Source organism: Streptomyces sp. NPDC055400 (assembly GCF_053644375.1).
In genome coordinates this window covers 908,219-928,697 of record NZ_JBSHLM010000001.1, presented here as the reverse complement: position 1 = coordinate 928,697, position 20,479 = coordinate 908,219, and the positions used below count along the sequence as shown (strand labels likewise).

General features: G+C 72.0%; 15 protein-coding genes. 10 read left to right on the top strand and 5 right to left on the bottom strand.

What is annotated here, in order from left to right; genetic code table 11:
- The first annotated feature begins 120 nt into the window (after positions 1-120).
- The 3 genes from ACWIGU_RS04165 to ACWIGU_RS04155 all read left to right on the top strand — a co-directional run bounded on the left by ACWIGU_RS04165 (position 121) and on the right by ACWIGU_RS04155 (position 4,117).
- Positions 121-1,638 (top strand): protein phosphatase 2C domain-containing protein, encoded by a 1,518-nt coding sequence (locus ACWIGU_RS04165; RefSeq protein WP_454397147.1) that lies wholly within the window; start codon positions 121-123, stop codon positions 1,636-1,638.
- A gap of 79 nt (positions 1,639-1,717) precedes the next feature.
- Positions 1,718-3,463, top strand: a complete 1,746-nt coding sequence (locus ACWIGU_RS04160) for a pyruvate dehydrogenase (RefSeq protein ID WP_454397146.1) — start codon at positions 1,718-1,720, stop codon at positions 3,461-3,463.
- 159 nt (positions 3,464-3,622) lie between these two features.
- Positions 3,623-4,117, top strand: a complete 495-nt coding sequence (locus ACWIGU_RS04155; protein WP_454397144.1) for an ATP-binding protein — start codon at positions 3,623-3,625, stop codon at positions 4,115-4,117.
- A 64-nt stretch (positions 4,118-4,181) separates the two neighbouring features.
- On the opposite strand, the gene ACWIGU_RS04150 is transcribed toward ACWIGU_RS04155, so the two are convergent.
- Together ACWIGU_RS04150 and ACWIGU_RS04145 are read right to left on the bottom strand one after the other, a co-directional pair.
- Positions 4,182-5,261, bottom strand: coding sequence for a DUF2637 domain-containing protein (locus ACWIGU_RS04150; protein WP_454397142.1), 1,080 nt, complete (start codon positions 5,259-5,261; stop codon positions 4,182-4,184).
- A gap of 216 nt (positions 5,262-5,477) precedes the next feature.
- The gene (locus tag ACWIGU_RS04145; RefSeq protein WP_454397140.1) at positions 5,478-6,323 is read right to left on the bottom strand and encodes a (2Fe-2S)-binding protein; all 846 of its coding nucleotides are present in this window, start codon (positions 6,321-6,323) and stop codon (positions 5,478-5,480) included.
- Between the two features lie 141 nt (positions 6,324-6,464).
- On the opposite strand from ACWIGU_RS04145, the gene ACWIGU_RS04140 reads away from it, so the two are divergent.
- Positions 6,465-7,238: a GntR family transcriptional regulator gene (locus ACWIGU_RS04140; protein ID WP_454397138.1), complete on the top strand. Its 774-nt coding sequence runs from the start codon at positions 6,465-6,467 to the stop codon at positions 7,236-7,238.
- Between the two features lie 39 nt (positions 7,239-7,277).
- Here ACWIGU_RS04140 and ACWIGU_RS04135 read toward each other — a convergent pair whose 3' ends face one another.
- On the bottom strand, positions 7,278-8,039 hold the full coding sequence (locus ACWIGU_RS04135) for a hypothetical protein (protein WP_100591784.1): 762 nt from the start codon (positions 8,037-8,039) through the stop codon (positions 7,278-7,280).
- A gap of 164 nt (positions 8,040-8,203) precedes the next feature.
- Positions 8,204-9,934, bottom strand: coding sequence for a PucR family transcriptional regulator (locus ACWIGU_RS04130; RefSeq protein WP_454397136.1), 1,731 nt, complete (start codon positions 9,932-9,934; stop codon positions 8,204-8,206).
- A gap of 337 nt (positions 9,935-10,271) precedes the next feature.
- Between ACWIGU_RS04130 and ACWIGU_RS04125 the strand changes: the two genes are divergently transcribed.
- The 5 genes from ACWIGU_RS04125 to ACWIGU_RS04105 all read left to right on the top strand — a co-directional run bounded on the left by ACWIGU_RS04125 (position 10,272) and on the right by ACWIGU_RS04105 (position 17,160).
- Positions 10,272-11,162: an FAD binding domain-containing protein gene (locus tag ACWIGU_RS04125; RefSeq protein ID WP_454397134.1), complete on the top strand. Its 891-nt coding sequence runs from the start codon at positions 10,272-10,274 to the stop codon at positions 11,160-11,162.
- Complete coding sequence (locus ACWIGU_RS04120; protein ID WP_454397132.1) at positions 11,162-11,791, top strand: (2Fe-2S)-binding protein; 630 nt, start codon at positions 11,162-11,164, stop codon at positions 11,789-11,791. The genes ACWIGU_RS04125 and ACWIGU_RS04120 overlap by 1 nt, the downstream gene beginning before the upstream one ends.
- A gap of 4 nt (positions 11,792-11,795) precedes the next feature.
- The gene (locus tag ACWIGU_RS04115) at positions 11,796-14,195 is read left to right on the top strand and encodes a xanthine dehydrogenase family protein molybdopterin-binding subunit (protein WP_454397130.1); all 2,400 of its coding nucleotides are present in this window, start codon (positions 11,796-11,798) and stop codon (positions 14,193-14,195) included.
- A gap of 275 nt (positions 14,196-14,470) precedes the next feature.
- The gene (locus ACWIGU_RS04110; protein ID WP_454397129.1) at positions 14,471-15,928 is read left to right on the top strand and encodes an NCS2 family permease; all 1,458 of its coding nucleotides are present in this window, start codon (positions 14,471-14,473) and stop codon (positions 15,926-15,928) included.
- Positions 15,929-15,984: 56 nt separating this feature from the next.
- Positions 15,985-17,160: an XdhC family protein gene (locus tag ACWIGU_RS04105; RefSeq protein WP_454397127.1), complete on the top strand. Its 1,176-nt coding sequence runs from the start codon at positions 15,985-15,987 to the stop codon at positions 17,158-17,160.
- On the opposite strand, the gene ACWIGU_RS04100 is transcribed toward ACWIGU_RS04105, so the two are convergent.
- On the bottom strand, positions 17,109-18,917 hold the full coding sequence (locus ACWIGU_RS04100; RefSeq protein ID WP_454397125.1) for a hypothetical protein: 1,809 nt from the start codon (positions 18,915-18,917) through the stop codon (positions 17,109-17,111). The genes ACWIGU_RS04105 and ACWIGU_RS04100 overlap by 52 nt on opposite strands.
- A gap of 127 nt (positions 18,918-19,044) precedes the next feature.
- On the opposite strand from ACWIGU_RS04100, the gene ACWIGU_RS04095 reads away from it, so the two are divergent.
- The gene (locus ACWIGU_RS04095; protein ID WP_454397124.1) at positions 19,045-20,475 is read left to right on the top strand and encodes a hypothetical protein; all 1,431 of its coding nucleotides are present in this window, start codon (positions 19,045-19,047) and stop codon (positions 20,473-20,475) included.
- Positions 20,476-20,479 lie beyond the last annotated feature (4 nt).

Here is a 20,479-nt window from a genome sequence, read left to right as displayed (position 1 = left end):
CCGTGGGGGGTGGGGTCGTCCGGCGGGCCTTTTTCACGTCGATCCTGGTCTTTTCGGGCCATTTCTGGTCGTTATCGAGTGTCCCGTTTTCGTACGGCCGGTGCGGTGGACAATAGGGGCATGAGCCAGCAGGGGGAGAGGCACTCCGGCCGACACGGTCAAGGCGACGACTGGTGGGGGCAGTTGTACGACGACTCCACCGACGACACGGGGCCGACCCCGGCCCCGGACACCCTCGACGACCGCTTCGCCTCGGCATCGGGGACGGTCTCGCCGCCGGGGCCCGATCTGGCCGACGAGCGGGCGCCGGCCTCTGAGCAGGCACCCGTCCCGGAGCAGGCACCCGTCCCTGAGCAGCGGAGGGTGCCGCCACCGTCACCGCCGCCACCACCGCCACGGACACCGCCCGCGACGGCCCCGCCCGTGGACCCGTCGCCGGATCGGGGCACCCCACGCGCCCCGTGGGAACCCCCGACGCACGCCCTGGGGCGCCCCCAGAGCTTCCCGCCCGGGCCACCGCCGCCCGGCCACCGGCCGCCGCCACCCCCTCCCGCCGCCGCGCCGGACCTCCGCGCCCCTGAAGCAGACGTGCCCGCCTCCGACGCGGCCCCTGACCTCACCCCCGCCCAGGACGCGCCCGTCGCCGACGAACCCGAGCCCCGCCCCGCACCCCCCGTGATCCCCTACGTGGGCGACGGCCCGCCCACCTACGACGCCGAACCCACCGCACTCCCGCCTGCCCACCCCGACACCCTCGACGACCTCGTCGCCGACACCGTCCTGGACGGCGCCCGATACGGGACATCCACCCTGCGCGCGGTGTCCGTGCGCGGCGACTCCGCCCGCTACCGGGGCGAGCCACGGCGCGACTGCCTGCTCACCGCCCGCTTCGGCACGGGACCCGGCGCCCTGATCCTGGTCGCCATGGCCACCGGCGCACGCGCCGCACCCGGAGCGCACCGCGCGGCGGCCGAGGCCTGCGACTGGATCGGCCGCGCCGTCGGCCGCAGCCACGCCCGCCTCGCCGAGGACATCCGCGCCGCCCACCGGGGCGACCTCAAGTCGGGCCTGCACCGCCTGACCGACCGCAGCCTCGGCAGACTCAGGGCGAGCGCCGCCGAGCAGGGCCTCGAACCGGAGGAGTACACGGCGAGCCTGCGCTGCCTCCTGCTGCCCGCCGACCCCGGCTGCCGCACCCGCGTGTTCTTCGGCGTCGGCGGAGGCGGCCTGTTCCGGCTGCGTGACGGCGTGTGGCAGGACATCGAGCCGCAGGTCTCCGAGGTGTCGGGCGCCCCCGTCGTCAGCTACGGCTCACCGCCGCAGGAGACCCCCGACGGCGACCGCCTGACCATGGACCTCGGGATCACCACGCCCCCGAGCCCGTACGAGCCGGCACCCGAGCAGCCCCGCGACCCGTTCCGGTTCCGGGCCTCCGTCGCCCGCCCGGGTGACACGCTGCTGCTGTGCACGGCGGGCCTCGCCGAGCCGCTGCGGGGCGAGCCGGAACTGTCCGGGCACCTGACGCGCCGCTGGAACGGGAGCGGCCCGCCCGGCCTCACCGCCTTCCTCGCGGACACCCAGGTACGGGTCAAGGGGTACGCGGACGACCGCACGGCCGTCGCTGTTTGGGAGGCGTAACCGCGCCCGCTGTGAATTCATGGGACCACGAGTATCCCGATTGTTCGCAGTACCCGGTTCGTGAAGGGGCGCGTGAGTCATGGCCAAGCAGAACGTCGCCGAGCAGTTCGTCGACATCCTCGTCCGCGCGGGCGTCAAGCGTATGTACGGCGTCGTCGGTGACAGCCTGAACCCGGTCGTCGACGCGATCCGCCGCAATTCCGCGATCGACTGGATCCACGTACGGCACGAGGAGACCGCCGCGTTCGCCGCCGGGGCGGAGGCGCAGATCACCGGGAAGATGACGTCCTGCGCAGGCTCCTGCGGGCCCGGCAATCTGCACCTCGTCAACGGGCTCTACGACGCCCACCGCTCCATGGCGCCGGTCCTCGCCCTCGCCTCGCACATTCCGTCGAGCGAGATCGGCCTCGGCTACTTCCAGGAGACCCACCCGGACCGGCTCTTCCAGGAGTGCTCGCACTACAGCGAGATGATCTCCAACCCGCAGCAGATGCCGCGCGTCCTGCAGACGGCGATCCAGCACGCGGTCGGCCAGTCGGGCGTCAGCGTCGTCACGCTGCCCGGCGACATCGCCGACCGGCCCGCCCCCGAGAAGTCCGTCGAGACGGCGATCGTCACGTCCCGGCCGACCATCCGCCCGGGCGACACGGAGATCGACCGGCTCGTCGAGATGATCGACGAGGCCGCCAAGGTCACCCTCTTCTGCGGCAGCGGCACCGCGGGCGCGCACGCCGAGGTCATGGAGTTCGCCGAGAAGGTCAAGTCACCGGTCGGACACGCCCTGCGCGGCAAGGAATGGATTCAGTACGACAACCCGTTCGACGTCGGGATGAGCGGGCTGCTCGGGTACGGCGCCGCGTACGAGGCGACGCACGAGTGCGATCTGCTGATCCTGCTCGGCACGGACTTCCCGTACAACGCGTTCCTGCCGCAGAAGGACGTGAAGATCGTCCAGATCGACGTCAGGCCGGAGCACCTCGGCCGGCGCTCGAAGCTGGACCTCGCCGTGTGGGGCGACGTGCGCGAGACGCTGCGCTGTCTGACTCCGCGCGTGCAGTCGAAGACGAACCGGCGCTTCCTCGACAAGATGCTCAAGAAGCACGCGGACACCCTCGAAGGCGTCATCAAGGCGTACACGAAGAAGGTCGAGAAGCACGTCCCGATCCACCCCGAGTACGTCGCCTCCGTGCTCGACGAACTAGCCGCCGACGACGCCGTGTTCACCGTCGACACGGGCATGTGCAACGTGTGGGCGGCGCGCTACATCTCGCCCAACGGGCGCCGCCGCGTGATCGGTTCGTTCTCGCACGGCTCCATGGCCAACGCGCTGCCGATGGCGATCGGCGCCCAGTTCGTCGACCGGAACCGTCAGGTCGTCTCGATGTCGGGTGACGGCGGTTTCTCCATGCTGATGGGAGACTTCCTGACCCTCGTCCAGTACGACCTGCCGGTCAAGGTCGTCCTCTTCAACAACTCCTCCCTCGGCATGGTCGAGCTGGAGATGCTCGTGGCGGGGCTCCCGTCGTACGGGACGACGAACAAGAACCCGGACTTCGCGGCCGTCGCCCGCGCGTGCGGTGCGTACGGGGTGCGCGTGGAGAAGCCGAAGCAGCTCGCCGGGGCACTGAAGGACGCCTTCAAGCACAAGGGCCCTGCCCTCGTCGACATCGTCACCGACCCCAACGCCCTGTCGATCCCGCCGAGGATCAGCGCCGAGATGGTGACGGGCTTCGCGCTCTCCGCCTCCAAGATCGTCCTGGACGGCGGCGTCGGCCGCATGGTGCAGATGGCCCGCTCCAACATCCGCAACATGCCGCGCCCGTAGCCGGTACGTGTCGCCCTCCTCGCGCCCGCCGGTCCGCGAGTTCGTTGGTGGATGAATCCACAGGAGTGCGGACATGCGTGCGGGGCATGCATTCCCGTGTACGCGTTCGAGCGTGGTCGCAGGAGAAGGGTCAGGGTCATCGGCGTGCGGGCGGGGGTCATGAAACGGCTGGTACGAGGGCGCGTTCCCACCACGGTGGCCGGACGCTCCCCAACGGAGGAAGCGCCGGGCGGCGACGGAGCGGGGAACGACGGCACGACGGACGGCGGCGGCGCGAAGCTCAGGCGCACGCTGGGGCGGTCCGATCTGCGGGCGGTGCCCGAGGCGAGACGCGCACTGCGCGAACTCCTCGACGAGTGGGGCCCGCCGGAGAGGTCTCAGACCGCGGAGCTGCTCACCAGCGAACTGGTGACGAACGCCCTGGTGCACACCGACCACGACGCCGTCCTCACGGCCACCGTCGGGCCGAAACGGCTCCGGGTAGAGGTCAGGGACTTCGTGGGGCGCAGGCCGAGGCTGCGCGTACCGGTCGCCGACGACGGTACGCACGGCCGGGGCCTGGTCCTGGTGCAGTCCCTCGCGGACGCCTGGGGGGTACGGGCACTGGGTGTGGGCAAGGTGGTCTGGTTCGAACTGGACGGCGGCCCCGCGTGACACCGCGGGACCACCGCCCGGAACGGCACGCCCGCCGGGCCGAACTCCCTTCGGACGACAGGACCTAGCCGAATTGCTGCTCGAGGTCCTTGAGCTTCTGCTCCAGAGAGTCGAGCCGCGGCAGGGCCTGGGTGTCGTCCTCCGCCGTGAGGTCGACCGTGACGGGCTTGCCGGCTTCATGGCCGCTCTTGACGGCCTGGAGGGAGGGACGCGCGCGCAGCGGAAGCTGTTCCTGCGGTGAGGGCGGCGGGTCCTCCGATATGGCAGGTTCCGCGCCGGCCTGCCCCGTGCCGGCCCCCGCGGAGACGGCGGTCTGCACGTCCACCTGGCGCCCTCCGCGCCCGCCGAGCGTGGGGTGGCCCCGGCTGATCGCCTTGAGCTGGGCCCGCTCCAGCTTCTCGTGCTCGCGCCTGCGCAGCCGGGTCTGCTCCTTCTCGCGCTTGTCCTCGCGCACCTCCTCCACCGCCTCGTCCAGGGTGCGCACCCCTTCGAGCAGCATCAGCGACCAGGCGCCGTACGTCTCGAGGGGCGCGCGCAGCCACCGCACGATCCGGATCTGCGGCAACGGCCTCGGCACCAGGCCCTGTTCGCGCAGGGCCGCGCGGCGCGTCTGCTTCAGCGCGCGGTCGAACAGGACCGCGGCGGACAGGGACATGCCGGCGAAGAAGTGCGGCGCGCCCGCGTGGCTGAGGCCGCGCGGCGCGTGCACCCAGTTGAACCAGGCGGCGGCGCCCGCGAAGGTCCACACGAGTATCCGGGAGCCGAGCGCCGCGTCGCCGTGGCTCGCCTCGCGCACCGCGAGCACGGAGCAGAACATGGCCGCGCCGTCGAGGCCGAACGGGACGAGGTACTCCCAGCCCCCGGACAGGTTCAGGTTCTGCTGGCCGAAGCCGACAAGCCCGTGGAAGGAGAGCGCGGCGGCCACGGCGGCACAGCAGAACAGCAGCAGGTAGGACGCGGTGCCGTAGACGGCCTCCTTGCGCCTGCGGCGTTCCTCGCTGCGCTCCCACGAGTCGTCGGTCGATGCGGCCGCCTTCTCCCCGGCGCGCTTGCTGCGCGCGAGGACCGCCACCGCCGCCAGCAGGCCCAGGAGCAGCACGGCGCCGGGAAGCAGCCAGTCCAGCGATATGTCGGTCAGTCTCATCTGGGGTCCCTTGCGTCGCGGTAGGGCTTTTCGGCCGCCATATTGGCTCAAGGCCACTGGCCCGCAAGGAGTTTCGGGACAAGAGAACGCCATTGGAGTGCGAGGGGGCGTACGAAGCGGGTATGCGCTCGAACTCCCATGAGCGTGAGGGAAGTTGAGTTCGAATCACGTCACCCGAAAGGGTGGTTCATGGGGAAGGGGTTGCCGTCATCGCGCTCAGGCGGTTGCGCTCAGCCTCGCCACACGGTCCGCGTCGCAGGTGCGGGGGCACGTCACGCAGGTGTCCTCGGGGCGCAGCGTGTAGAAGAGGCAGCAGCTCGCCCGGTCGCGCGTCGGCAGCGATTGCCCCTCGGGGCCGGTGAGTTCGCGGAACGCGGGCTTGCCGACGTACGGCTTCGTCGTGCCGGGCAGTAGCAGTTCGAGCTCCCGCATCGCGCGTCGCTCCTCGCCGAGCAGATGGGCGACGTACCAGAGGCCCTCGACGATCTCGTCGGTCGCCATGCCCCACAGGGCGCGCGGGCCGCGCCGCATCCGCGGCCCGAATCCGGCGAGCACCGGGCCCAGGTGGTCGGCGACGGCCGCGCGCACCTCGGCCCGCAGCGCCTCCTCGTCCGGCACGACGTGGGCGCCGGGCAGCGCGGCGGCCGGGTCGCCCGGCAGGCAGGCGAAGTCGGTGACGCGTACGGCCATCCGGCCCAGGGCGCGCTGGAAGGCGACGTTCGTCACGGGCAAGCGCGGGACGCGGCGGTCCAGGAACCACGGCACCGTGACCAGCAGGCAGGCGGGCCAGGCGTAACGGTGCAGGCCGAAGCTGGCGACGACGTCCGGGCGGGCCTGCTGCCCGTAGTCCTTGAGCACCTGTGCGTGGTCCCACGCGAGGAAAGCGTCGAGGGCGGTTCCGCCCTCCGCGAGCCGGGCGGCGGCGACCCAGCCGCTGCCCTGAGGGGGCTGCTCGGTCTCGGTGAGCTCCGTGATCCGCAGACCCGCGAACACCTCGGTCAGCCGGGTGTACGCGGGCGTGAGCGCACTGGTGGCCACGGGGACCGACGCGGGAAAAGGCATGCAGGAGACCACCGAATCGCGATCGTTAGCAGGTAAGCCTTACCTTACCCGAACGCTCGGGGGTTTGAACTGCGGTCCCAGCGGCCTATGGTTCTGCATTGGAGGAATTCCACGGATTACCGACGACCGGGGAGGACCTGGGTGGAGCAGGCCAGAGCGCGCGCCGACAGCGCCGCCTCAGGGCTGCCCGCGGGCGTTCCCGAGCAGCGGGGCGCCGCCCAGTGGCACCAGGTGCCCGAGCAGACCCGGGGCGAGCACACCCACAGCGAGACGCCGCTGCCGCGCCCCCGCGTCGAGCGGACCTCCGTGCGCGGGCAGGTGCTCGACGCGCTGCGCACCGCGCTCGTCGACGGCGACCTCGTGCCCGGCGAGGTCTACTCCGCTCCCGCCCTCGGGGACGGCCTCGGCGTCTCGGCGACGCCCGTGCGTGAGGCGATGCAGCAGCTGGCCCGCGAAGGCGCCGTCGAGGTCGTGCCGAACCGCGGCTTCCGTGTCACCGAGCGCAGCGCCCGCGAGCTCGCCGAGCTGGCCGAGGTGCGGGCCCTGATCGAGGTGCCCGTGGTGCTGCGCCTCGCCCGTACGGTGCCGGTGGCGCGCTGGGCCGAGCTGCGGCCCTTCGCCGACGCGACGGCCGTCGCGGCCGCCGGCGGCGACCGTGCGCACTACGCGGAGACGGACCGCGCCTTCCACCGCGCGATGCTCGCCCTCGGCGGCAACGAACAGCTCGTACAGGTCGCGGACGACCTGCACCGCCGCTCGCAGTGGCCCCTGCCCGGCGGCGGACCGCTGTCCCGCCGCGCCGACCTGGTGGCCGACGCCGCGGAACACATGGCACTCCTCGCGGCCCTGGAGGCCCAGGACCTCACGGTGGTGCGGGCGCTGGTACGGGAGCACTTCGCCGGGGCGGCGGACTAGGGCCTCCAGCAGGCCCCCGGATCGTCAGGCCCTGGACCGTCAGGCCGCCGTCGGCAAGTGCTCCGCCAGCCATGTGGGGACGCCGCCCAGGAGGCGGAACAGGCGGGACGCCTCCGCGCGCAGCCGGGCCGCCGCCTCCGGGTCGGGCTCCGCCTCCGCGAGGGAGGCGAGCGCCGGCGCCGTGCCCACCAGGTAGCCGAGTTCCTCGCGGATGCGCAGCGACTCGGCGAAACCGTGCCGGGCCTCCGTCAACTCGCCTTCGCGCAGGGCGAGTCCGGCCAGATGACGCCAGGTGAAGGACAGCAGCAGCGGATCGGGGTGCGCCGTCGCACCCGCGTGGGCCCTGCGGTACGCGGCTCTGGCCGCCTGCGGCGAGTCGGACAGGTTCTCCGCCATCAGGCCGCGCCGGAAGTCCAGCAGGGCGCGTCCCGGGGCGCCGGGCGGGAGCAGCGCGGCGGCCCTGCCGAGCGCGGAGCGCGCCTCGTCGGCCCGGTCCCGTACCCCCAACAGTGTCGCGGAGTAGGCGAGTTGGCCGCGCTCGCAGGCCGCGGCGCCGCGCTCGCCGTCGTCGTGGGCCAGGGCCTCGGCGGCGCGCAGCGCGTCCTCCGCGGCGGCCCAGCCCTGCTCGGTGTAGAGGCAGCGCTCCCCGAGCAGCGCGGCCCGCTGGAGCGCGGCCCGCGCGTCCGTCGCGGCGAGCCGTTCGAGCAGCGCGGCCGCGTCGGTCCAGCAGGCGCGCGAGCGCAGCCGCCATACCGCGGTCTGGAGTGGATCGTCCCCTGCAGTCGTTCCGGAACCAGACATGGCGGTATGCGCCACGTTGCCCTCCCCGAGCACACCATTGAGCCGAGCTGTCGTGCGCGCATCTCAGCATGGATGTGCGCACTCGGCCAAGGGGGTAGGTGAAAGATTTCACAAACGCATGGGGTGGCGGACGGGGTTCGAAACACCTTTCGGGCGGCCCGAGTTCAGCTCATACGCAGGGCCAGGAAGAAGTCCAGCTTGTCCTCGAGCCGCGAGAGATCGCGGTTGGTGAGCTGTTCGATCCGCCCGACGCGGTAGCGCAGCGTGTTGACGTGGAGGTGCAGACGGCTCGCGCAGCGCGTCCACGAACCGTCGCAGTCGAGGAACGCCTCCAGGGTCGGAATGAGCTCGGCGCGGTGCTTGCGGTCGTAGTCGCGCAGCGGGTCGAGGAGGCGGGCCGTGAAGGCGCGGCGCACGTCGTCCGGGACGAACGGCAGCAGCAGGACGTGCGAGGCCAGCTCCTGGTGCCCCGCGGCGCACACGCGCCCCGTACGGGCCGCGGCGACGCGGCGGGCGTGCCGTGCCTCCTCCAGGGCCCCGCGCAGCCCCTCCGCCGAGTGCACGGCGGCGCTGACGCCCAGCGTGAGCCGCCCGTCGTCCGCGAGGCCCGCCGTCAGCGGATCGCGTACGGAGTCCAGGAGTGCGTCGGCGTGCAGCCCCGCCTGCACCCCCTCGTGCTCGTCCGGCACGGCGGGCAGCGGCACCAGGGCGATGGCCTCGTCGCCGTGGTGGGCGACGGCGATGCGGTCGGAGGGCTCGGGCCCGGCCGACAGAGGGTCGACGAGGATCTCCTCCAGGAGCGACTGGGCGACCGGGCCGCCCTCGATGTCGCCGCCGTCCCACTCGACCTTCGCCACGATGACCTGCCAGTGCGGGGCGGCGCCGAGGCCGGGGAGCAGCACGGGCGCGGCGACGCGCAGGCGTGCGGCGATCTCGGCGGGGGCGGCGCCCGTCTGGACCAGTTCGAGGACCTCCTGCGCGAGCCGGCGGCGTACGGTGCGGGCCGCGTCGCGGCGGTCGCGCTCGACGGCGATCAGCTGCGTCACGCCCTGGAGCAGGTCGAGCCGCTCCGCGGGCCAGTCGCTCGCGTCCGCCTCGACGGCGAGCAGCCAGTCGGACAGGACCGTCTCGCGCACGTCGCGGGAGGCGGGCGCCGCGCCGCGGCCCGCGCTGCGGATCGGGAAGAGCGAGTACGTCGTGCCTCCCGACCCGTCGCCCGGCCGCCGCCCCTCGTCGAGACGCTTCGCGCCGCCCCCCTCGATCGTCACCCGGTGCGGCCCGCGCCGCCCCGTGCGGGTGGCCGCCAGGTGCTCGGCCGCGAGGCGGGCGCAGACGCCGGCGGGCAGCTCGGGGCCCGCCGCGCTCGACCCGGCGATGGCCCGGCCCGCGGGGGAGAGCACCCAGGCGCGCAGGTCGAGGTCGGTGCCGAGAAGGTCGAGGACCACGTCGGGGCCGCCGCCCGCGGGGCCGGACGTCATCAGGCGCCGGTGCCGGTCGACGACGGCGGCCAGGTCGCCGGCCCGCTCGCCCGAGACCTGGCGCACGACGTGCTCGGTGACCGTGGCGAAGGCGACGGACTCGTTCACCGCGAACAGCGGGAGCCGGTGGCGCGCGCATGCGTCGACGATGTCGTCGGGAATGGCCCCGAGCTCGGCCTCACCGGCCGCGAGCGCGGCCACGCCGGCCGTCGCGAGGATGCGGACGAACGGTTCGGAGTCCGCCGCGTCCCGGCGCCAGGCGAGCCCGGTGAGGACCAGCTCGCCGCCGGAGAGGTAGCGGCTGGGGTCCCGCAGGTCCGTGGTCATCACACCGCGCACGGTGCGGTCCAGTTCGTCCTCGCCGCCGAGCAGCCTGAGGCCCAGCGCGTCTGTATCAAGGAGGGCGCGCAGCCGCATCTCATTGCCGCCGATCTGTCTCGAAGGTTGTGCTTGCCTGACGGTGAGGCGGCCGGGGCCGCTTCCCGGGCACCGTGTCCGTGTTGCGTGTGGTTCTGCGCTTCAAGGGGAAAGCGGTGAGGCTCCCGGTGCCCGCCGTTTATATGAATCTACAAGACGTCCCGGTTGGCCAGCCAACTCCTTCATGGTTTCCGTGACTGACCACGGCGGAGTGCCGCGCTGTGTACTGAGCCCACTCCACGTAAACAGCACATGAACGAGCCTTCGAGGTCCGCACATCCCGTGGCTCGATCCGTTCGAACGACCGACCACGAGATCACGAAGAAGAGAGCCGCTCATGGACTTCCTTCGCCCCGCCAGCTGGGAGGAGGCGCTCGCCGCCAAGGCCGAGCACCCCACCGCTGTGCCGCTCGCGGGTGGCACCGATGTGATGGTCGAGATCAACTTCGACCACCGGCGCCCCGAGTACCTCCTTGACCTGAACCGCATCGGAGAGCTCGGCGAATGGGAGGTCGGGCAGGACACCGTCCGCCTCGGCGCCTCCGTCCCGTACACCAAGATCATGGAAAACCTGCGCGCCGAGCTGCCCGGCCTGGCCCTGGCCTCGCACACGGTGGCCTCGCCGCAGATCCGCAACCGCGGCGGCGTCGGAGGCAACCTCGGCACCGCGTCGCCCGCCGGTGACGCCCACCCCGCGCTCCTCGCCGCCGACTGCGAGGTAGAGGTGGAGTCCGTACGCGGCTCGCGCCGTATCCCGATCGACGCGTTCTACACCGGCGTGAAGCGCAACGCGCTCGCCGCCGACGAGCTCATCCGGGCCGTCCACATCAAGAAGGCCGACGGCCCGCAGCAGTACTCCAAGGTCGGCACCCGCAACGCGATGGTCATCGCCGTGTGCGCCTTCGGCCTGGCGCTGCACCCCGAGACCCGTACGGTCCGCACCGGCATCGGCTCTGCCGCGCCGACCCCGGTCCGTGCCAAGGCCGCCGAGGAGTTCCTGAACGCCGCGCTCGAAGAGGGCGGCTTCTGGGACAACGGAAAGATCATCACCCCTTCGGCCGCCAAGCAGTTCGCGGACCTCTGCTCGGCCGCCTGCAACCCGATCGACGACGTCCGGGGCACCGCGAGCTACCGCCGGCACGCCGTCGGCATCATGGCCCGCCGCACCCTGACATGGGCCTGGGAGTCCTACCGCGGCACCGCCGCCAGCACGGAGGGAGTCGCGTAATGCGCGTCAATTTCACGGTCAACGGCCGTCAGCAGGAAGCCGACGACGTGTGGGAGGGCGAGAGCCTCCTGTACGTCCTGCGTGAGCGCATGGGGCTGCCCGGCTCCAAGAACGCCTGCGAGCAGGGCGAGTGCGGCTCCTGCACCGTCCGCCTCGACGGCGTACCGGTCTGTTCGTGTCTGGTCGCGGCCGGACAGGTCGAGGGCCGCGAGGTCGTCACCGTCGAGGGTCTCGCCGACTTCGCCAGGCAGCGCGCGCAGCACGGGGGCTGCGCGAGCGGCGCCTGCGGCGACGACGCGGGCCAGGCCGGCACGGCGGGCACCTCGCTCCAGGACGCCCAGCAGTGGCAGTCCAAGCCGAGTGACTCGCAGACCGGCGAGGGCGATGAACTCTCACCGATCCAGCAGGCGTTCATCGACGCCGGCGCCGTCCAGTGCGGCTTCTGCACGCCGGGTCTCCTGGTCGCCGCCGACGAGATGCTCGAGCGCAACCCGGACCCGTCCGACGCGGACATCCGTGAGGGCCTGTCGGGCAACCTGTGCCGCTGCACGGGCTACGAGAAGATCATGGACGCGGTACGGCTCGCCGCCGCGCGCCAGTCCGCAACTGTTCCGAGCCAGGGAGCCTGACGCCATGGCCGACACACGCACCACCGGCATCCCGTTCAACGTCACGCAGGGCTCCCAGACCAAGGGCGGCATCGGCGAGTCCACGCTCCGCCCGGACGGCACCCTCAAGGTCACCGGCGAGTTCGCGTACTCGTCCGACATGTGGCACGAGGACATGCTGTGGGGCCAGATCCTGCGCTCCCCGGTCGCGCACGCCGAGATCCTCTCCATCGACACGGGCGAGGCCCTCGCGACTCCCGGCGTCTACGCGGTTCTCACGTACGACGACCTGCCGACCGACGTGAAGAACTACGGCCTGGAGATCCAGGACACCCCGGTCCTCGCCCACGGCAAGGTCCGCCACCACGGCGAGCCCGTCGCCCTCGTGGCCGCCGACCACCCGGAGACCGCGCGCCGCGCCGCCGCCAAGATCAAGGTCGAGTACCGCGAACTCCCCGTCATCACCGACGAGGCGAGCGCGACCGCGCCGGACGCGATCCTCGTCCACGAGGACCGCGACGACCACCACATCGGCCACGTCCCGCACCCGAACATCGTGCACCGCCAGCCGATCGTCCGCGGCAACGCCGAAGAGGCGGCCAAGAAGGCCGACTTCATCGTCAAGGGCGAGTACTACTTCGGCATGCAGGACCAGGCGTTCCTCGGCCCCGAGTCGGGTCTGGCCGTGCCGTCCGAGGACGGCGGCGTCGACCTGTACGTCGCCACCCAGTGGCTGCACTCGGACCTCCAGCAGATCGCCCCCGTCCTCGGCCTGCCCGAGGACAAGGTCCGCATGACGCTCTCCGGCGTCGGCGGCGCCTTCGGCGGCCGTGAGGACCTGTCCATGCAGATCCACGCCTGCCTCCTGGCGCTGCGCACGGGCAAGCCGGTCAAGATCGTCTATAACCGCTTCGAGTCGTTCTTCGGGCACGTCCACCGCCACCCCGCGAGGCTCTACTACGAGCACGGGGCGACCAAGGACGGCAAGCTCACGCACATGAAGTGCAAGATCGTCCTCGACGGCGGCGCCTACGCCTCCGCCTCGCCGGCGGTCGTCGGCAACGCCTCGTCGCTCTCCGTCGGTCCGTACGTGATCGACGACGTGGACATCGAGGCGATCGCGCTCTACTCGAACAACCCGCCCTGCGGCGCCATGCGCGGCTTCGGCGCGGTCCAGGCGTGCTTCGCGTACGAGGCCCAGATGGACAAGCTCGCCGACAAGGTGGGCATGGACCGGGTCGCGTTCCGGCAGCTCAACGCCATGGAGCAGGGCACGCTCATGCCGACGGGCCAGCCGGTCGACTCCCCGGCCCCGGTCGCCGAACTGCTGCGCCGTGTCCAGGCGATGCCGCTGCCCATGGAGCGCCAGTGGGAGTCCAGCGAGGGCTCCGACGTGCGCCAGCTGCCCGGCGGTCTGTCCAACACCACGCACGGCGAAGGCGTCGTCCGGGGTGTGGGTTACGCGGTCGGCATCAAGAACGTCGGCTTCTCCGAGGGCTTCGACGACTACTCCACCGCCAAGGTGCGCATGGAGGTCATCAACGGCGAGGCCGTCGCCACCGTGCACACCGCCATGGCGGAAGTCGGCCAGGGCGGCATCACCGTCCACGCGCAGATCGCCCGCACCGAGCTGGGCGTCGGGCAGGTGACCATCCACCCCGCCGACACGCAGGTCGGCTCGGCCGGCTCCACGTCCGCGTCGCGTCAGACGTACGTGACCGGCGGCGCCGTCAAGAACGCCTGCGAGCTGGTGCGCGAGAAGGTCCTGGAGATCGGGCGCCGCAAGAAGGGCACCTACCACCCGGCGTGGGCGACGGCCGAACTCCTCCTGGAGGGCGGCAAGGTCGTCACCGACGGAGGAGAGGTACTCGCCGATCTCGTCGACGTCCTGGAGGGCGAGGCCGTCGAGGTGGAGGAGGAGTGGCGCCACCGGCCCACCGTCCCCTTCGACCTGGTCACCGGTCAGGGCAACGGTCACGTGCAGTACTCGTTCGCCGCGCACCGCGCCGTCGTCGAGGTCGACACCGAGCTCGGCCTGGTCAAGGTCATCGAGCTGGCCTGCGCCCAGGACGTCGGCAAGGCGCTCAACCCGCTGTCCGTCGTCGGGCAGATCCAGGGCGGCACCCTCCAGGGCATGGGCATCGCGGTGATGGAGGAGATCGTCGTCGACCCCAAGACCGCGAAGGTCAGGAACCCCTCCTTCACGGACTACCTGCTCCCCACGATTCTCGACACGCCGAGCATCCCCGTCGACGTGCTCGAACTCGCCGACGACCACGCCCCGTACGGGCTGCGCGGCATCGGCGAGGCCCCGACCCTGTCGTCCACGCCCGCCGTCCTCGCGGCGATCCGCAACGCGACGGGCCTGGAGCTCGACCGGACTCCGGTACGCCCCGAGCACCTCACGGGAACGGGCCCGGCCTGACAGAGCTCTCCGGACGGTGCGTGCCTCCCAGGAACGTCACACTTCCCAGCCCGCACCGTCCGGAGCCTTCAAGTACCGCACCGCTCGCGGTTCTTTCCAGCACCACCAGCACCACCAGCACCACCAGCAACACGGTTTCGTGCGTAACACAGCTACGCATCACCCCGTTCGTCTCGGGCCGTCCCCCGGGTCGTGCAGCCCACGCACCATCCCAAATCCCGCGATCTCCAACGAAGTGTGTGCGGGTGTCCCTGTGAACCTTGGGAGTAGGCACCATGACCCAGCAGTCTCTGGAGCCGAAGACCACCGCCGAAGACGCGGGCGCAGGCTCGCGTCCGTCGGCCGGCAGGTCTTGGCTCGACCGGTACTTCCACATATCCGAACGAGGATCGACCGTCGCGCGTGAGGTGCGCGGCGGCGTCACGACCTTCATGGCCATGGCGTACATCCTGCTGCTCAACCCCCTGATCCTGTCCGGCAAGGACGTGGCGGGCGACATGATGGGCCAGAAGGCCCTCATCACCGCCACCGCCTTCGCCGCGGCGTTCACCACGCTCCTCATGGGCTTCGTCGGCAAGGTGCCGCTCGCACTCGCCGCCGGCCTCTCCGTCTCAGGTGTGATCTCTTCGCAGGTCGCCCCCGAGATGACGTGGCCGCAGGCCATGGGCATGTGCGTGATGTACGGCGTGGTGATCATGCTCCTGGTCGTCACCGGTCTCCGTGAACTGATCATGAACGCGATTCCTCTCGCGCTCAAGCACGGCATCACGATGGGCATCGGCCTCTTCATCGCCCTGATCGGCCTCTACAAGTCCGGCTTCGTACAGGTCGGCAAGGCCACCCCGCTCACGCTCGGCGCCACCGGAGAACTCGCCGGCTGGCCCGTCCTGCTCTTCGCGGGCACCCTGCTCCTGATCTTCATGCTCCAGGCCCGCAACACCCCCGGCGCCATCCTGATCGGCATCATCACCGGCACCGTCGTCGCGATGATTCTCAACGCGCTCGACGTGATCAACCCCAAGCAGTGGGCCAACGGAGCCCCCGAGCTGCACGGCAGCGCGGTCTCGACGCCCGACTTCTCGCTCTTCGGCCATGTCGAGTTCGGCGGCTGGGGCAAAGTCGGCGCGATGACCGTCGGCATGATCGTCTTCACCCTGGTCCTCGCCGGCTTCTTCGACGCGATGGCCACCATCATCGGCGTCGGCACCGAGGCCGAGCTCGCCGACGAAAAGGGCCGCATGCCGGGCCTGTCCAAGGCTTTGTTCATCGACGGAGCGGGCGGCGCCATCGGCGGTGTCGCCGGCGGCTCGGGTCAGACCGTGTTCGTCGAGTCCGCGACCGGCGTCGGCGAGGGAGCCCGCACCGGTCTCGCCTCCGCCGTGACCGGCCTGTTCTTCGCGGCCTGTCTGTTCTTCACCCCGCTCACCGCGATCGTGCCCCAGGAGGTCGCCTCCGCCGCGCTCGTCGTCATCGGCGCGATGATGATGATGAACGCCCGGCACGTCGACTGGGCGGACCGCGCCACCGCGATCCCGGTCTTCCTGACCGTGGTCCTGATGCCCTTCACCTACACCATCACCACCGGTGTGGCCGCGGGCGTCATCTCCTGGGTCGCCATCAAGGTCGCCCAGGGCAAGGCCCGGGAGATCGGGGCCTTCATGTGGGGCCTCACGGTGATCTTCCTCGTGTACTTCGCCCTCAACCCGATCGAAGGATGGCTGGGCGTCCACTGACGCCCGGCCCGTGAGGGGCCCCGCGCCCTCCACGCAACCGACAAGGAGACCTAGAGATGCTGGACATCGCCGAAGAGCTGCACCGGTGGGTCGAGCAGGGACGCGACTTCGCCGTGGCCACCGTGGTGGCCGTCGGCGGGAGCGCGCCCCGGCAGCCGGGAGCCGCACTCGCCGTCGACAGCGACGGCACAGCGATCGGCTCGGTCTCCGGCGGCTGCGTGGAGGGCGCCGTCTACGAACTGTGCCAACAGGCACTCCAGGACGGCGAGACCGTCCTCGAACGCTTCGGCTACAGCGACGACGACGCCTTCGCCGTGGGGCTGACCTGCGGCGGAATCATCGACATCCTGGTCACCCCGGTTCGCGCGGACACCCCGGGACGGGAGGTGCTCGCGGCGGCGCTGTCCGCCGCCGCCCGAGGCAGGGCGGCGGCGGTCGCGCGCATCACCCGGGGCCCGGCCGAACTCATGGGCCGCGCCCTCCTCGTACGCGCCGACGGCGACCCCGAAAGCGGCTTCGCGGGCGGCTACGAGGGCAGCCTCGGCGGGCACCCCGAACTGGACCGCACCGCGGCCGGCGAGGCCCGCGCGCTCCTCGACGCCGGACGCACCGCCACCGTGGAGATCGGCGAGAGCGGCTCGCGGTGCGGGCAGCCCCTCACCCTCCTCGTCGAGTCGTCCGTCCCCCCGCCCCGCATGATCATCTTCGGGGCCATCGACTTCGCGGCGGCGCTCGTCAGGATCGGCAAGTTCCTCGGTTACCACGTGACGGTGTGCGACGCGCGCCCCGTCTTCGCCACGCCGGCCCGCTTCCCCGACGCCGACGACATCGTCGTGGAATGGCCCCACAAGTACCTGGAGCGCACGCGGACGGACGCACGCACCGTCCTGTGCGTCCTCACCCACGACGCCAAGTTCGACGTCCCGCTCCTCCGGCTCGCGCTGCGCCTGCCCGTCGCCTACGTCGGCGCCATGGGCTCCCGCCGCACCCACCTCGAGCGCAACGACCGCCTGCGCGACGTCGGCGTCACCGAGCTCGAACTGGCGCGCCTGCGCTCGCCGATCGGCCTCGACCTGGGCGCCCGCACCCCCGAGGAGACGGCCCTGTCCATCGCCGCGGAGATCGTCGCCAACCGGCGCGGCGGCAGCGGCGTCGCGCTGACCGGCGCCCACACGCCGATTCACCCCGACGGAGCGCGCGCACCCTCCGTCCGGATCGAGTCGGTGGCCTGACCGGTCGTACCGGACTTACCGGCCTCACCGGCCTGAAGGCCGCGCGCCGCCTCTCGCGCGGATCCGAGCAGCTGGTCGATCCTCATGACGAGGGCCCGATGAGCCAGGTCCCGTACGAACAACGGCTGTTTGTACGAGAACCCCGGCTCGTTCGCCGCCTCGGTGACACCGGCGAGGTGCCCGCGGACCTCGTGGAGGCGGGCCCGGTCCTCCTCGCCGAGGGTGCCGTCGGCGGCGTCGAGCAGCGCCGAGAGATCGATCTGTCCCCGGTAGGCCCGCTCCCTGATGGAGCCGAGCGTCTTGGCGATGACCGACCCCGCCTCCTGTTGCCTGAGCTCTTCGAGCCCGGTCCCGAAGGCGTTGCCGAGGTCCAGGAGGAGCGCCGGGAGCGTGCCCGGGAGTGCCTGCGGGGGAGTCTCGGGGGCTGCCTCCCGTACGGGGGCGGGGGCGGGGACGCGTACGGGACCGGGCTCCGCCTGGGGCCTCGCTTCGGGCGGTGTCACCTGCTCCGGCACCTTCGCCGCCGCGGCCACCACCACCTCCACCGCCTTCGGTTCGGCCTCCCGTGGCCCCGGCACGAACTTCACCTCACCCGGCTCGTACGCTTCGGCCGGCCCCAGATAAGCGCCGGCCGCCTCCGCCGCGAGCCGGAAGAACCACCACCGGTCCCGCGCGTCGTACCGGACACGGGCCGTGAACATCAGCGCGCACGCCTGCATCGACAGGAGCCACTGCCCGGTCCACTGGCCCGAGATGGTGCGCTGGTGCAGCCAGCCGCCCGGTGCCTTGCGCACCTCGTCGACCGTCCGGGCCAGGCCCTGCGGGATCAGCAGACCCGGGGTGTCCCGGCCGATGAGCAGGTCGAGGAGCTCGGCGCGGGCGTCGTCGGACAGGTGCGGCAGGAAGTCGGCCACCAGACAGAGCAGCAGATGCACCGGGTCACGGGCGAGCAACGCCCGCTCGTCGAAGCGCGACAGGTCGATCAGGACGTAGCGGCCGATGTCCGCGTCGGGCTCCCTGGGCACCATGATGTTGCCGGGGTGCAGATCGCCGTGCGCCCGGCCGCGCATCGGGTAGTCGATGGTGCGCGCCGCGAGCGGGCAACTTCCTCTCAGGTGTACGGGGTTGGGGACCGGTGCGTCGTGGGCGCGGCCAAGTCTGATCCAGGCGGTCTCGAGGTCGAGGCCCAGTTTGTCGCGGACCCAGACGGTCAGGGGTTCCATCGGTTCGAGGCGCAGGTCGAGGAGTTCGGAGACGAACGAGGCCGCGGACATCTGGCCGTCCGAGTCCTCGTCCGGATTCCAGTCGGCCAGCAGGGACCGCGTGATCTGCGCGGCGACGCCGGGCATGCGCCGCTGCCGCAGGATCGTGCTGAGCGTCACCATGGTCTCGTCGTTGCCCGCGAAGCCCTGGAACATCAGCCAGGCGTCGTCCACCGGCATCGGATCGTAGAGCTGCTCCACGAGATGGTCGCGGGCGAACGAGGGATCGCCGTTCGGCAGGGACCGCCTCGCGGCGGCGAGCCGCCCCGGTTCCATCGAGGAGTCGCCGTCCGGGGAACAGAGCTTGATGATCATCCGCCGTTTGGTGCGCCCCGGATCGCGGTCGCGGACGAACACGGAGGCCAGGGACGCACCGCTGCCGCCGGTGTCGAGCCAGGCCGGGGCGGTCAGCGGGCGGTGGTTCTGCTGCTGCCACTGGCCGAGCAGCGCGGCAGCGCGCGTACCGAACGGCGCGAACTGGGAGGAGCGGTCCATCAATTCAGTATCACCGCAAGGACCGCGCGCGTGTTCGCCCTCGCGTGATATCTCCTGCGAGGAGGAAGAGAAGGGGGAGGCGACGATGGCACGTCTCAGGGGGAGCAGGCGTCCGAGGTGGCGCCCGGTGCCGGGTGACACGGTCGACGCGGCCCGGCTGCGCGAGGAGATCGCCGGACACGAGGGCGGCACCGGTGGCCCGCTCAGATTCGAGGGGCTGCGCGTGCGCGGGCGGCTCGACCTGTCCCGCTGCCGCGTCGACGCCGTCCTCGAACTGGTCGACTGCGTCTTCGACGAGCCTCTCCGCTTGGCCGAACTCACCGTCAGCGCACTGGACTTGTCGGGGTCGAAGGCGCCTGCCGTGCACGCGAACCGGGTCACCGTCGACGGCGACCTGCGGCTGTCCGGGGCCACGCTCGGCAGCGGAACGCCCGTACCCCGGCCGCTGACCGGCCCGCCCACGGCCGGTGACGGCCCGCGGGTCCCGCGCCGCCTGCCGGAGGACTCCACATCGGCCGTGCTGGAACTGGCCGACGCGCGCATAGACGGCAACCTCGTCGTCGAAGACCTCACGGTCGCCGACTCCGGCCCCTGGTCCCTGCTCGCCCCCCGCCTGAACGTGTCGGGCTCGGTCCACGCGCGCGGCCTCACCGCCTCCGGCGCCCTCTATCTGAGGGACGCCCAGATCGCGTACGCCCTCAACCTCAACGGCGCGGACGTCGGGGGCCTCGACGGCACCGGACTCGCCTGCGGGCGCGGCCTGTACGCCGACTGGGGCTTCCGCAGCGCCGGGCAGGTGCTGCTGCGCGCCGCCGCGATCGAGGGCGTGGTCACGTTCCACGACAGCGTCATCGGCGCGCCCGCGGGCGCACTGCTCCTGAGCCGCCTCCGGGTGCCACGGCTCCGCCTCGATCTGCGTGAACCACCGGCCGGCGCCGTGGTCCTCCAGGACGCGGCCGTCGACGTGCTCGTGGACTCGGCCGCCACCTGGGCCGCCCCGGGCCGGCTCAACCTCGAGGGCTTCTCGTACAAGCGCCTGGAAACCGCCGACCCCGCCGGAAGCGCTGACGTCCGCGCCCGCATCGGCTGGCTGACCCGCGACCCGAACGCGGGCGCGAGCTCCTTCGAGCAGCTGGCGACGTCGTACGAGAGCGCGGGCGACGAGCGGGCGGCCCGCACCGTGCGGCACGCGAGGGAGCGCCATGTGCGCCGCCTCGACCGGCTGTCGGGGCGCGCCTGGGGCCTGGTCCAGGACCTCCTGTTCGGCTACGGCTACGCCCCGCGCCGGGCGCTCGTCTGGCTGCTCTCCCTGGCCGCCGCGGGCTCCCTGTGGTTCGCCTACCACGAGCCGCGCGCGGTCGGCGGCGCCGGGCAGCGGGCCTGGGACCCGGTCCTCTACAGCGTCGACCTGCTCATCCCCGTGGCGAGTCTCGGCTACCGCGGCTCCTGGGATCCGCAGGGCGCGGGCAAGGCCGTCGCCGTCTTCCTCATGGTCTCCGGCTGGACCCTGGCGACGGCGGTCCTCGCGGGCGCCAGGCGCGTCATCGGAAGAGGGTGAGTGA

What these genes read in the sequence shown, in the direction of transcription:
- ACWIGU_RS04135 (WP_100591784.1), bottom strand. Translation starts at nt 8,039, where the DNA reads ATGTCTGGTTCCGGAACGACTGCAGGGGACGATCCACTCCAGACCGCG.
- ACWIGU_RS04145 (WP_454397140.1), bottom strand. Translation starts at nt 6,323, where the DNA reads ATGCCTTTTCCCGCGTCGGTCCCCGTGGCCACCAGTGCGCTCACGCCC.
- ACWIGU_RS04155 (WP_454397144.1), top strand. Translation starts at nt 3,623, where the DNA reads ATGAAACGGCTGGTACGAGGGCGCGTTCCCACCACGGTGGCCGGACGC.
- ACWIGU_RS04115 (WP_454397130.1), top strand. Translation starts at nt 11,796, where the DNA reads ATGGCCGACACACGCACCACCGGCATCCCGTTCAACGTCACGCAGGGC.
- ACWIGU_RS04165 (WP_454397147.1), top strand. Translation starts at nt 121, where the DNA reads ATGAGCCAGCAGGGGGAGAGGCACTCCGGCCGACACGGTCAAGGCGAC.
- ACWIGU_RS04120 (WP_454397132.1), top strand. Translation starts at nt 11,162, where the DNA reads ATGCGCGTCAATTTCACGGTCAACGGCCGTCAGCAGGAAGCCGACGAC.
- ACWIGU_RS04110 (WP_454397129.1), top strand. Translation starts at nt 14,471, where the DNA reads ATGACCCAGCAGTCTCTGGAGCCGAAGACCACCGCCGAAGACGCGGGC.
- ACWIGU_RS04160 (WP_454397146.1), top strand. Translation starts at nt 1,718, where the DNA reads ATGGCCAAGCAGAACGTCGCCGAGCAGTTCGTCGACATCCTCGTCCGC.
- ACWIGU_RS04150 (WP_454397142.1), bottom strand. Translation starts at nt 5,261, where the DNA reads ATGAGACTGACCGACATATCGCTGGACTGGCTGCTTCCCGGCGCCGTG.
- ACWIGU_RS04105 (WP_454397127.1), top strand. Translation starts at nt 15,985, where the DNA reads ATGCTGGACATCGCCGAAGAGCTGCACCGGTGGGTCGAGCAGGGACGC.
- ACWIGU_RS04100 (WP_454397125.1), bottom strand. Translation starts at nt 18,917, where the DNA reads ATGGACCGCTCCTCCCAGTTCGCGCCGTTCGGTACGCGCGCTGCCGCG.
- ACWIGU_RS04130 (WP_454397136.1), bottom strand. Translation starts at nt 9,934, where the DNA reads ATGCGGCTGCGCGCCCTCCTTGATACAGACGCGCTGGGCCTCAGGCTG.
- ACWIGU_RS04125 (WP_454397134.1), top strand. Translation starts at nt 10,272, where the DNA reads ATGGACTTCCTTCGCCCCGCCAGCTGGGAGGAGGCGCTCGCCGCCAAG.